The organism is Pseudomonas sp. NPDC089758 (assembly GCF_044748705.1).
GTDB classification, from domain to species: Bacteria; Pseudomonadota; Gammaproteobacteria; order Pseudomonadales; family Pseudomonadaceae; genus Aquipseudomonas; species Aquipseudomonas putida_X.
The window spans coordinates 50,934-63,229 of sequence record NZ_JBIVGN010000003.1 but is presented as its reverse complement, the minus strand read 5'-3'; the positions used below and the strand labels follow the sequence as shown (position 1 = coordinate 63,229).

General features: G+C 62.0%; 9 protein-coding genes. All 9 read right to left on the bottom strand.

Going from position 1 to position 12,296, the window contains the following annotated elements:
- Nucleotides 1-56: 56 nt before the first annotated feature.
- A complete protein-coding gene (gcvP, locus tag ACIPZH_RS04900) occupies nt 57-2,912 on the bottom strand; it encodes an aminomethyl-transferring glycine dehydrogenase (protein ID WP_400635384.1) in 2,856 nt (951 codons plus the stop codon).
- Between the two features lie 11 nt (nt 2,913-2,923).
- Nucleotides 2,924-3,307 carry a glycine cleavage system protein GcvH gene (gene gcvH / locus ACIPZH_RS04895; protein ID WP_400635382.1) on the bottom strand — a complete coding sequence of 128 codons (384 nt, stop codon included), beginning with the start codon at nt 3,305-3,307 and terminating at the stop codon, nt 2,924-2,926.
- Between the two features lie 277 nt (nt 3,308-3,584).
- Nucleotides 3,585-4,790, bottom strand: a complete 1,206-nt coding sequence (gltS, locus tag ACIPZH_RS04890) for a sodium/glutamate symporter (protein ID WP_400635380.1) — start codon at nt 4,788-4,790, stop codon at nt 3,585-3,587.
- 309 nt (nt 4,791-5,099) lie between these two features.
- Entirely contained in the window at nt 5,100-6,608 is a 1,509-nt protein-coding gene (locus ACIPZH_RS04885) for a sigma-54-dependent transcriptional regulator (protein WP_400635378.1), read from the bottom strand.
- Nucleotides 6,609-6,757: 149 nt separating this feature from the next.
- Nucleotides 6,758-7,126: a DUF5064 family protein gene (locus ACIPZH_RS04880; RefSeq protein WP_241804268.1), complete on the bottom strand. Its 369-nt coding sequence runs from the start codon at nt 7,124-7,126 to the stop codon at nt 6,758-6,760.
- Nucleotides 7,127-7,182: 56 nt separating this feature from the next.
- Complete coding sequence (arcC, locus tag ACIPZH_RS04875) at nt 7,183-8,112, bottom strand: carbamate kinase (RefSeq protein ID WP_115273960.1); 930 nt, start codon at nt 8,110-8,112, stop codon at nt 7,183-7,185.
- Nucleotides 8,113-8,231: 119 nt separating this feature from the next.
- Nucleotides 8,232-9,242: an ornithine carbamoyltransferase gene (locus tag ACIPZH_RS04870; protein WP_241804270.1), complete on the bottom strand. Its 1,011-nt coding sequence runs from the start codon at nt 9,240-9,242 to the stop codon at nt 8,232-8,234.
- A 68-nt stretch (nt 9,243-9,310) separates the two neighbouring features.
- Entirely contained in the window at nt 9,311-10,564 is a 1,254-nt protein-coding gene (gene arcA, locus ACIPZH_RS04865; protein ID WP_241804271.1) for an arginine deiminase, read from the bottom strand.
- Between the two features lie 32 nt (nt 10,565-10,596).
- Nucleotides 10,597-12,024, bottom strand: a complete 1,428-nt coding sequence (gene arcD / locus ACIPZH_RS04860; protein ID WP_241804272.1) for an arginine-ornithine antiporter — start codon at nt 12,022-12,024, stop codon at nt 10,597-10,599.
- Nucleotides 12,025-12,296: the final 272 nt, after the last annotated feature.

Sequence of the window (12,296 nt, the reverse complement as noted above, 5' to 3'; positions counted from 1 at the left end):
GCGTAACCTGTGGGAGCCGGCTTGCCGGCGATGGGCCGCGCAGCGGCCCCACGCGGTCAGGCGTCCTGGTAGCTCTCGATCGACGGGCAGGCGCACACCAGGTTGCGGTCGCCGAACACATTGTCGACCCGGCCCACAGGCGGCCAGTACTTGCCTTCCACCAGGCTTGGCAGCGGGTACACCGCCTGTTCGCGGCTGTAGCCGTGGGCCCACTCGCCAGCCAGCTCGGCAGCGGTGTGCGGCGCGTTCTTCAGCGGGTTGTCGTCCTTGTCCAGGCTACCGTTCTCCACCGCGCGAATCTCTTCGCGGATCTGGATCATCGCATCGCAGAAGCGGTCCAGTTCTTCCTTGGCCTCGCTTTCGGTCGGCTCGATCATCAGCGTGCCGGCCACCGGGAAGGACATGGTCGGGGCATGGAAACCGAAGTCGATCAGGCGCTTGGCCACGTCGTCGACGCTGATGCCGCTGGTGTCCTTGAGCGGGCGCAGGTCGAGGATGCACTCGTGGGCGACCAGGCCATTGCCGCCGGTGTACAGAACAGGATAGTGCTCTTCCAGGCGGCGGGCGATGTAGTTGGCATTGAGGATCGCCATCTGCGAGGCACGCTTGAGGCCGGCACCGCCCATCATGCGGATGTACATCCAGGTGATCGGCAGAATGCTGGCGCTGCCGAACGGTGCGGCGCATACCGCGCCGTCACGGTTGTCCAGTTGCGCGTGGCCGGGCATGAACGGCGCCAGGTGCGACTTGACGCCGATCGGGCCGACGCCTGGGCCACCACCGCCGTGCGGAATGCAGAAGGTCTTGTGCAGGTTCAGGTGCGAGACGTCGCCGCCGAACTTGCCCGGTGCGCACAGGCCCACCATGGCGTTCATGTTGGCGCCGTCGATGTACACCTGGCCGCCGTTGTCGTGAATGATCGCGCAGATCTCGCCGATCGCTTCTTCGAACACGCCGTGGGTCGACGGGTAGGTGATCATGATCGCGGCAAGGCGCTCGCGGTGCTCGATCGCCTTGGCACGCAGGTCCTCGACATCGACGTTGCCACGCGCGTCACACGCGGTGACCACGACGCGCATACCGGCCATGTGTGCGGTTGCCGGGTTGGTGCCATGAGCCGAGGACGGGATCAGGCAGATGTCGCGATGGCTTTCGCCGCGGCTGCGGTGGTAGGCGCGGATGGCCAGCAGGCCCGCGTATTCACCCTGGGAGCCGGCGTTGGGTTGCAGCGACACGGCGTCATAACCGGTGGCGGCGCAGAGCATGGCTTCCAGTTCGGTGGTCATCTGCAGGTAACCCTGGCTTTGCTCGGCCGGGGCGAACGGGTGCAGGTTACCGAACTCGGCCCAGGTCACCGGGATCATTTCACTGGCGGCGTTGAGCTTCATGGTGCACGAGCCCAGCGGGATCATGCTGCGGTCCAGCGCCAGGTCCTTGTCGGCCAGGCGGCGCAGGTAGCGCATCAGCTCGGTTTCGCTGTGGTAGCGGTTGAACACCGGGTGTTCGAGGATGGCCGACTGGCGCAGCAGGGCGGCAGGCAGACGCGAGCCGGTGCTGGCGGCCAGGGCGGCGAAGTCCGGTTGGGCCTGCTGGCCACCGAACAGCTGCCACAGTGCCTCGACGTCAGCCTGGGTGCTGGTCTCGTCGAGCGACAGGCCCAGGTGCGCGGCGTCGATCTGGCGCAGGTTGATGCGCTGGGCGCGTGCCTTGTCGTGCAGGCTTGCGGTAGCGCTGCCGGTAGCCAGGGTCAGGGTGTCGAAGGCGGTTTCGCCGACCACTTGCACGCCGAGGGTTTTCAGGCCGGCAGCGAGGATCGCGGTCAGCGCGTGGGTGCGTTCGGCGATGCGCTTGAGGCCCGCCGGGCCGTGGTACACGGCGAACATGCTGGCAATGTTGGCCAGCAGCACCTGGGCGGTGCAGATGTTGCTGGTGGCCTTCTCGCGGCGGATATGCTGCTCGCGGGTTTGCATGGCCAAACGCAGGGCGGTCTTGCCGAAACGGTCGATCGACACACCGACCAGGCGCCCCGGCATGTCACGCTTGAAGGCGTCGCGGGTGGCGAAGTAAGCCGCGTGCGGGCCGCCAAAGCCCAGGGGTACGCCAAAGCGCTGGGCGCTGCCGATGGCCACGTCCGCTTCGAACTCGCCTGGTGGGGTCAGCAGGGTCAGCGCCAGCAGGTCGGCGGCCACGGCGACCAGGGCGTTGGCGGCGTGGAAGCGCTCAACGATTTCACGGTAATCGAACACTTCACCGTTGCTGGCCGGGTACTGCAGCAAAGCGCCGAAGAAGGCGCTGACATCGCCCAGCTCACGCTCGTCGCCCACCACGATCTCGATACCCAGCGGCTCGGCACGGGTGCGCAGCACGTCGAGGGTCTGCGGGTGGCAGTGCACGGACGCGAAGAAGGCATGGCTGGCCTTGTTCTTCGACAGGCGCTTGCAGAAGGTCATGGCTTCGGCGGCGGCGGTCGCTTCGTCGAGCAATGAGGCGTTGGCGATCGGCAAGCCGGTCAGGTCGCTGACCAGGGTCTGGAAATTGAGCAAGGCTTCCAGGCGGCCTTGGGAGATTTCTGGCTGGTAAGGTGTGTAAGCGGTGTACCAGGCCGGGTTTTCCAGCAGGTTGCGCAGGATCGGCGCTGGGGTGTGGGTGTTGTAGTAGCCCTGCCCGATATAGTTCTTGAACAGCTGGTTTTGACCGGCGATAGCTTTCAGCGCGGCGAGGGCATCGGCCTCGCTCTGGCCGTCTTCGGCGCCCAGTACACTGGTGCCCTTGATGGTGTCGGGGATGACTGCGGCGGTCATCGCCTCCAGCGAGTCGAAACCCAAGGTGGCCAGCATGGCCTGCTCATCTGCGGCGCGCGGGCCGATGTGGCGAGCGATGAATTCGTTGGCGGTGCCGAGGTTGATGGTCATGGTCGGGCTCCTCAGGCGTCGTCGTTGGCTTTGATCAGGCGGTCGTAGGCGTCCTGGTCGAGCAGGGCTCCGACTTCGCTCATGTCGGCAGGCTTGAAGCGGAAGAACCAGCCTTCGCCCAGCGGATCTTCGTTGACCAGCTCCGGGCTGTCGTTGAGCCCATCGTTGACGGCGACCACTTCACCGGCCAGTGGCATGTACACACCGCTGGCGGCCTTGACCGACTCGACGGTGGAGGCTTCGGCGCCTTTGTCGTAGTGCTGTAGCTCCGGCAGTTGCACGTAGACCACATCGCCGAGGGCGTTCTGGGCGTAGGCGGTGATGCCTACGGTGACGCTACCGTCGGCTTCGACGCGCAGCCATTCGTGATCTTCAGTGAAACGCAACTCGCTCATGGGGAATCCTCGGGAAGCAGGGCGTTGGGCGCGGCGGGTTCGCGCTCTTGGGGTTGCTTTCCCTTAGCAATAATGCGGCCAGCCTTAAAAAATCCTTCAAAAACAAGTAGTTATTGAAATTTCATGGTAGTTGTAAAACGTTTTTGGAATGAAAACGCTACAGTTGCCCAGGCGGGGAAAAGCGTTTGGGGATCAAACCCTTGCGCAGAGTGATCTGCAGAGGTGTGTATTGATTTCAATACATCGTATTGAAATCAATACAGGGTCGAGCGCGGGCTTAGCCGGTCACAAAAAACGGTAATGCCAGATACAGCTTGATGACGATGACATTGATGATGTCGATGAAGAATGCGCCCACCATCGGCACCACCAGAAACGCCAGCTGCGAAGGGCCGAAGCGGTGGGTGACGGCTTGCATGTTGGCGATCGCCGTAGGCGTGGCGCCGAGACCGAATCCGCAATGCCCCGCCGCCAGTACCGCTGCGTCGTAATTGCGGCCCATGACCCTGAAGGTGACGAAGATCGCGAACAGTGCCATCAGCAACGTTTGTGCGGCCAGGATAATCAGGAAGGGCAGGGCCAGTGCCGCCAGGTCCCATAACTTGAGCGACATCAGCGCAATGGCCAGGAACAGCGACAGGCTGACATTGCCCAGCACTGATACTTCGCGTTCGAACACTTTATAGACCCCCAGTGCAGACAGGCCGTTGCGTAACAGGACGCCCACAAACAACACGCAAACGAAAGTCGGCAATTCGAACGCAGTGCCCTGCAGTTGGCTATTCAACAACGTGCCACCCAGCAGGCTCACCGATATGAGCGCCAGTGTCTCGATGATTGAGAACGGCGTAATCAGGCGTTCTTTTTCAGGCTCTTCAAAGCCTTTGGGAAAGTGCACGACCGCCTGATTCACGCCGGGTGTCTGCACGCGCTTGATCAACAGCCGGGCGACCGGGCCCCCGATCAGGCCGCCCAGCACCAAACCAAAGGTGGCGGAGGCCAAGGCCAGTTCCGAGGCGGAGGCCAGGCCATGTTTTTCGCTGAAGATGCTGCTCCAGGCGGCCCCTGTGCCGTGGCCGCCGGACAGCGTGATGGAGCCTGTCAGCAAGCCCATCAACGGGTCCAGCCCCAACGCCGTGGCCAGGCCGATGCCCATGGCATTCTGCACCAGCAGCAAGCCGGTCACCGCGATCAGGAAGATGCCGACCACGCGCCCGCCTTTTTTCAGGCTGGCGAAGTCTGCGCTCAGCCCGATGGTGGCGAAGAACGCCAGCATCAGCGGTGCTTGCAATGAAGTATCGAATTGCACTTGCAGATCGAAACCGCGTAACACCAGCAACATCAGGGCAACGACCAGGCCGCCCGCAACAGGTTCGGGGATATTGTAGGCTCGCAGGATAGCGACACGCGCCACCAGGCCATGGCCCAGTAACAGCACCAGGGAGGCGGCGACCAATGTGCCATAGAAGTCGAGTTCAAGCATGAGAGGTGCTCTCTCCATCAACCAAAAAGAGCGTCATTCTCGCAGCAGTGCTTGTTGAAGTATTGGCTCGCCCTGTAGGGATAGTCTGAAACCTGATCGCGGAAAGTTCTAATCCTTGCCCGGACTACCATGTTTTTCGCAACTTTTGCGTCATCGGGTATGCGATGTTTGCAGCAGCCCCGCCACTTTTCGGAAGCGCAAAACGGGGCCGATCAAAGCCTTGTAAACTAGCAACTTAGCGATCGCAATCATCTCTTGAGCTATGTACCTGACATGAATTAAGCATTTTGCCAGGGGTGGCGCGAATACTCAGTTCCTGCTTGGAATACCATACTTACGCAACCGCTGAGCAATCGCAGTATGCGAAGTTTGCAAGCGCCCCGCCAGTTGCCGAGTCGAAGGGTAACTGGCATACAACCGCTGCAGCAGTTCACGCTCGAAATCACCCACTGCCTGCTCAAGGCTGCCCACCTCACCATCCTGCCCACGCGCTACCGAGGTACCGGCAATGTCGAGGTCGCCGATATCCACCAGGTTGCTTTCACAGATGGCCGCCGCGCGGAATATCACGTTCTGTAACTGGCGCACGTTGCCCGGCCAAGGGTTGGCCAGCATCGCCGAGTGGGTCGCCGGGGTCAGGCGGCAGGCGGGGCGCTGGATCTGCGTGCAGGCCTGCTGCATGAAGTAGTGCGCGAGCATGAGGATGTCCTGGCCGCGGTCACGCAGTGGCGGCACCTGCAGGTTGAGCACGTTGAGGCGGTAGAACAGGTCTTCGCGGAACGTGCCCTCGGCAACCATGCGTTCCAGGTCGCGGTGGGTGGCGCTGATGATGCGCACATCGACCTTTACCTCGCGGTCGCCGCCCACGCGGCGGAAGCTGCCATCGCTGAGAAACCGCAGCAGTTTGGCCTGCAGGTACGGCGACATCTCGCCAATCTCGTCGAGAAACACCGTGCCCTGGTTGGCCAGCTCCATCAGTCCGGGCTTGCCACCCCGTTGGGCGCCGGTGAAGGCGCCGGGGGCATAGCCGAACAGCTCGCTCTCGGCCAGGCTTTCGGGCAGCGCGGCGCAGTTTAGGGCCAGGAAAGGCGCCGCTTGGCGGCTGCTGATGGCATGGCAGGCACGGGCCACCAGCTCCTTGCCGGTGCCGGTCTCGCCATTGACCAGCAGGGGCGCATCCAGGGCCGCTACGCGCAGGGCGCGGGCCTTGAGGGTGCGGATCGCCGGGGACTCGCCGAGCAACCCATCAAAGCCCTCTGCATGGTCGTGGTGCAGGGCCGACAGGCGTTCGCCCATACGGTTGGGCGGGTACAGGGTCAACAGGCCACCGGCGTTGGTGATGGGCGTAGCGTCCAGCAGCAGGCTCTGGCCGTTGAGCTGCATCTCGCGCATCGGCAGATGGAAGTTGTTGTCCAGCAGGGCCTGCAGCAGGCCGGGGTCACCGAACAGCTCGCCAACAGACCGCCCCGCTGACTCACGCCCGCACAAGGCGATCAACGCGGGGTTGGCCAGCAGCACCAAGCCTGCGCTGTCGACGGCCAACACCGGGTCACTCATGGCGGCCAGCAGGGCATCGAGCTGCAGGTGGCGGCGCTGGCCGGGGAGGATGTCGACCACGTCTACCGACTGCACGCCATGTACCTCGAACAGCGCGTCGTGCAGTTCTTCGAGCACGGCTGGGCTCAGGGTTGGGGCGTCGATATAGACGTTCGGTGGGACCATCTCCACGGCGTCCAGGTTGAGGTTGCGGGCACCGAGCAGGGCGAGGACTTCCTGGGTGATGCCGACGCGGTCGATGAAGCTGACGTGGATGCGCATGGGGAGGCGGGGGTCATGGCCGGGGAGGGCGGTAGTATGCCTTGGGAGCAGGGTTGAACCCAATCGCCGGCACGCCGGCTCTCACAGATACCCCGCGTGCCTGAGGCTCGGCGGGATGCCTGTGGGGGCCGGCTTGCCGGGGATTGGCTTCACTCTAAATGTTCAGGCTTGATCGGATCGCCGGACTTCACATCCAGTTTGGCGCGGATGTCCTCGAACATCTGGTCGTAGATCTTGTGCGGTGAACTGAGTGTTTCAAATTTCTTGGGTGGTGTGAGGTGATTCTGCGCCTTGCGGCTGAGCACCATCAAAAAGCTCGGCAAGACCTGGTCTTTGGCCAGGAAGAACGTTTCATCCACCGGTTTGCCCTCGATGCTTCCATGCAGGCGAAACTGCACACCTCGGCCTTCCTTGGGATCCTGGGTCGCTTCGTACTCGATGTTGAGGTCGTAGCTGTGGTCATGGGTATTCAGCGCAGTGCGCTCGATATGCACGTGACCAGGTTCGAACTGGGCCATGGCGGAATCCTCCGAAGGGTCGAAAATGGCGGGCGGCCGGCGCCCGCCTACTGCAGTCAACGGTAGCTGATGCCTGGCTTGGCGGTTGAAACACGGGTGCCGGCGGTGCCCTTGACGATATCCTCGATATTCTCCAGCGAGCTGATCACCGCGACCTTGCCGGTGGCGCGGGCGAAATCGCTGGCGGCCTGCACCTTCGGCCCCATGGAGCCGGCGGCGAAGCCCAGGCGTTCGAGTTCGTCGGGGTGGGCCTGGGCAATGGCTTTTTGCGTGGGCTTGCCCCAGTCGATGTAAGCCGCATCGACGTCAGTGGCGATTATCAGCAGGTCGGCTTCCAATTGCTCGGCCAGCAGCGCCGAGCACAGGTCCTTGTCGATGACCGCTTCGATGCCTTTGAGCTTGCGGTTTTCATCGTACATGGTGGGGATGCCGCCACCGCCGGCGCAGATCACGATGCTGTTTTTTTCCAGCAGCCACTTGATCGGGCGGATCTCGAAGATGCGCTTGGGTTTGGGGCTGGCCACCACGCGGCGGTACTTGTCGCCGTCGGCCTTGACCACCCAGCCTTTTTCCTTGGCCAGGCGTTCGGCTTCTTCCTTGCTGTAGACCGGGCCGATGAACTTGGTAGGGTCCTTGAAGGCCGGATCGTTGGCATCGACCTCGACCTGGGTCAGCAGGGTGGCGAACGGCACTTCGAACGCCAGCAGGTTACCCAGCTCCTGTTCGATCATGTAGCCGATCATGCCTTCGGTTTCGGCACCAAGCACGTCCAGCGGGTAGGCTTCATCAGGTTTGTACGACAGGGCCTGCAATGACAGCAAGCCAACCTGGGGGCCGTTACCGTGGGCGATGACCAGCTCGTTGCCGGGGTGAATCTTGGCGATTTGCTCGGTGGCGGTGCGGATATTGGCGCGCTGGTTGTCAGCGGTCATGGGCTCGCCGCGACGCAGCAGGGCGTTGCCGCCCAATGCAACAACGATACGCATGGGAATGTCCTTGTGTGGGCAGCTTCAAGCGCCAAGCTACAAGCTCAAGATGAGGCGGGCTGCAGTCATGTGCCGCTGTTCTTGTAACTTGGAGCTTGAGGCTTGCAGCTATTCAGCGTTTAAAGATCAGCCAGGGTCGACACCAGGATCGCCTTGATCGTGTGCATGCGGTTTTCCGCCTGTTCGAAAGCGATGCAGGCGGGCGACTCGAACACGTCGTCGGTCACTTCGATGCCATTGGCCAGGTCCGGGTACTGTTCGGCGATCTGCTTGCCGACCTTGGTCTCGGAGTTGTGGAACGCCGGCAGGCAGTGCATGAACTTGGTCCGCGGATTGCCGGTGGATTTCATCAGTTCCGTGTTCACCTGATAGGGTTTGAGCTGCTTGATGCGCTCGCCCCAGGCTTCGATCGGCTCACCCATCGACACCCAGACGTCGGTGTGCACGAAGTCCACACCTTTGACCGCGGCTTTCGGGTCCTCAGTCAGGGTGATGCGTGCACCGCTTTCCTCCGCGTACTTCTTGCAGCGCTCGACCAGGTCGTCATGCGGCCACAGCGCCTTGGGCGCAGCGATACGCACGTCCATACCGAGCTTGGCGCCGATCAGCAGCAGCGAGTTGCCCATGTTGTTGCGGGCGTCGCCCAGGTAGGCATAGCTGATGTCGTGCAGCGGCTTGTCGCTGTGCTCACGCATGGTCAGCACGTCGGCGATCATCTGGGTCGGGTGGTACTCGTCGGTCAGGCCATTGAACACCGGCACCCCAGCGAACTTGGCCAGCTCTTCGACGATTTCCTGCTTGAAGCCGCGATACTCGATGGCATCGTACATGCGCCCCAGTACCCGGGCGGTGTCCTTCATGCTTTCTTTGTGGCCGATCTGCGAAGAGTTGGGATCGATGTAGGTGACGTTGGCACCCTGGTCATAAGCGGCCACTTCGAAGGCGCAGCGGGTGCGGGTCGAGGTTTTCTCGAAGATCAGGGCGATGTTGTTGCCCTTCAGATGCTGCTGCTCGGTCCCGGTGTACTTGGCACGCTTGAGGTCGCGGGACAGGTCCAGCAGGTACTTCAGCTCGCGGGTGGTGTGGTGTTCCAGGCTGAGCAGGTTGCGGTTGTGAATGTTGAACGCCATGGTGATTCTCCTTGAGTTCGGTAATCGGCCCGGCCACCGCCTTGTGGGGGCAGCCGGGAAAATGGTCGTTAGTAATCGATGGGGTCACGCACGATCGGGCAGGTCATGCAGTGGCCGCCGCCACGGCCCCGGCCAAGCTCGCCGGCACTGATGGTGATGACCTCGATGCCAGCCTTGCGCAGCAGGGTGTTGGTGTAGGTGTTGCGGTCGTAGCCGATGACCACGCCAGGCTCCATCGCCACCACGTTGTTGCCGTCATCCCACTGTTCGCGCTCGGCGGCGAAGCTGTTGCCGCCGGTCTCGACCACGCGCAGCTTGACCCCTAGTTGCTCGCCCACCACTTCGATGAACGACTTGTTCTCGCGGCGTACGTCCATGCCGTAGGGCTTGCTTTCGTCCGGCCGGATGATGAACGGCACGATTTCTTTCACCACCTCGGGGAAGATTGTCACCAGGTCGCGGTCGCAGAAGCTGAAGACGGTGTCCAGGTGCATCGCCGCGCGGGATTTCGGCAGGCCGGCAACGATGACCTTCTCCACTGCGCCCTTGGCGAACAGGTTCTGCGCCAGCTGCCCGATGGCCTGGCGTGAAGTGCGCTCGCCCATGCCGATCAGCACGATGCCTTTGCCGATCGGCATCACGTCACCGCCTTCAAGGGTGGCGTTGCCGTGTTCTTTGTCCGGGTCGCCGTACCAGACCTGGAAGTCGGCACCGGTGAACTGCGGGTGGAATTTGTAGATGGCGGTCGTCAGCAGCGTTTCCTGGCGTCGTGCCGGCCAGTACATCGGGTTCAGCGTAACCCCGCCGTAGATCCAGCAGGTGGTGTCGCGGGTGAACTGGGTGTTCGGCAGCGGTGGCAGGATGAAGCTGGAGTGGCCCAGGTAGTCGTTGTACATCTTGACCACGTCGGCGCCCTCGCTCTGCGGCAGGTCCTGGCCGGCCACACCGCCGATCAGAAACTCGGCGAGGTGGCGCGGCTCCAGGCCTTCGAGCCAGCTGCGCACTTCGTTGGTCAGCCCCACTCCTACGGTGTCAGGGGTGATCTTGCGGTCAAGGATCCACTTCAGCGCGTCTTTGTTCTGCACGATATCGGTCAGCAGGTTGTGCATCTCCAGCACATCCACGCCGCGCTCGCGCATCTTGGTGACGAAGTCGAAATGGTCGCGTTTGGCCTGGTCGACCCAGATCACATCATCGAACAGCAGTTCGTCGCAGTTGCTCGGGGTCAGGCGCTTGTGCGCAAGCCCTGGGGCGCACACCATTACCTTGCGCAGTTTGCCGGCTTCGGAGTGCACACCGTACTTCTGTTTTTCAGCGGACATGGTTCTTTCCTCCAATTGAGCGATGACGTGGGTCACAGGGTCAGGAAGCCGTCATACAGGCCATAGGCCGCCACCAGGGCGCCGATGACCACAGCCGCGAAGATCAGTTTTTCCACGTTGGTGAAGATCGGTTGGCCAATTTCACGCTTGGCCTTGGCGAACAGGATGACCCCAGGGGCATACAGCAAGGCCGAGAGCAGCAGGTACTTCATGCCGCCTGCATACAACAGCCAGATGGCGTAGATCAGTGCGATGGCGCCGATGAGCAGGTCTTTATTGCGTTCGCTGGCGGCCTGCTCGTAGGTTTCACCGCGCATGGCCAGCAAGAAGCCATAGGCTGCCGACCACAGGTAGGGCACCAGAATCATCGAGGTGGCGAGGTAGATCAGTGACAGGTAAGTGCTGGCGGAGAACAGTGTGATCACCAGGAAGATCTGCACCATGGCATTGGTCAGCCACAGGGCGTTGGCCGGCACCTGGTTGGCATTTTCGCGGCGCAGGAACTCCGGCATGGTGTGGTCTTTGGCTGCGGCGAACATGATCTCGGCGCACAGCAGCACCCACGACAGCAGTGCGCCGAGCAGCGAGATGATCAGGCCGACGCTGATCAGCACCGCGCCCCAATGGCCAACCACGTGCTCCAGCACGGCAGCCATCGACGGGTTTTGCAGTTTGGCCAGTTCCGGTTGAGTCATCACACCCAGCGACAACACGTTGACCAGCACCAGGAACAGCAACACGGTGATGAAGCCGATGACCGTGGCCTTGCCGACGTCGGCGCGTTTTTCCGCTCGCGAGGAGAAAATGCTCGCACCCTCGATGCCGATGAACACCCAGACGGTGACCAACATCATGTTGCGCACCTGGTTCATCACGCTGCCCAGTTCCGGCGTACCGGTGGCCCAGATGTCAGCGGTAAAGATGTCGAGCCGGAAGGCGAACAAGCAGATCAGCGCGAACAGCACCAGCGGCACCACCTTGGCAACGGTGGTGACCAGGTTGATGAACGCCGCTTCCTTGATGCCGCGCAGGACCAGGAAGTGCACTGCCCACAGCAGCACCGATGCGCCGATGATGGCGGCCGGGGTGTTGCCTTCGCCGAAGATGGGGAAGAAGTAGCCTAGGGTGCTGAACAGCAGCACGAAGTAACCGACGTTGCCCAGCCAGGCACTGATCCAGTAGCCCCAGGCCGAGGAGAAGCCCATGTAGTCACCGAAGCCGGCCTTGGCGTAGGCGTATACCCCGCCGTCCAGATCAGGCTTGCGATTGGCCAGGGTCTGGAACACGAAGGCCAGGGTCAGCATGCCCACTGCGGTGATTGCCCAGCCGATCAGTACGGCGCCAACCCCTGCGCTCGCGGCCATGTTTTGCGGCAACGAGAATATACCGCCACCAATCATCGAACCGACGACGAGTGCAACGAGTGCGCCAAGTTTAAGTTTTCCGGAAGAATCAGACATTTAACAACTCCATACCAGGAGAACGTTGACGACAGAATAAAACCGTCGCCGTGGCCATGATCTGACATGGATCAGTTCATGGCGTTGTGAAGTAGGAAATTTCCTTCACTTGACTCCTGGAGCGTGCCGACAGCCCTGTTGCAGGCCCTGTACCCTGGCACCTCCATGCACAACCAAAGCAAACGCCGTGTTCAGCCTGCGAACTCTGACGCTAGTCGCTTTTGCAGTTTTCGCAAACTTTTCTCAACAAATCCCAGGGGTGATCGAGGGAT

Coding starts and splice junctions, on each gene's coding strand:
- gcvP (WP_400635384.1), bottom strand. CDS start 2,912: ATGACCATCAACCTCGGCACCGCCAACGAATTCATCGCTCGCCACATC.
- gcvH (WP_400635382.1), bottom strand. CDS start 3,307: ATGAGCGAGTTGCGTTTCACTGAAGATCACGAATGGCTGCGCGTCGAA.
- gltS (WP_400635380.1), bottom strand. CDS start 4,790: ATGCTTGAACTCGACTTCTATGGCACATTGGTCGCCGCCTCCCTGGTG.
- ACIPZH_RS04885 (WP_400635378.1), bottom strand. CDS start 6,608: ATGCGCATCCACGTCAGCTTCATCGACCGCGTCGGCATCACCCAGGAA.
- ACIPZH_RS04880 (WP_241804268.1), bottom strand. CDS start 7,126: ATGGCCCAGTTCGAACCTGGTCACGTGCATATCGAGCGCACTGCGCTG.
- arcC (WP_115273960.1), bottom strand. CDS start 8,112: ATGCGTATCGTTGTTGCATTGGGCGGCAACGCCCTGCTGCGTCGCGGC.
- ACIPZH_RS04870 (WP_241804270.1), bottom strand. CDS start 9,242: ATGGCGTTCAACATTCACAACCGCAACCTGCTCAGCCTGGAACACCAC.
- arcA (WP_241804271.1), bottom strand. CDS start 10,564: ATGTCCGCTGAAAAACAGAAGTACGGTGTGCACTCCGAAGCCGGCAAA.
- arcD (WP_241804272.1), bottom strand. CDS start 12,024: ATGTCTGATTCTTCCGGAAAACTTAAACTTGGCGCACTCGTTGCACTC.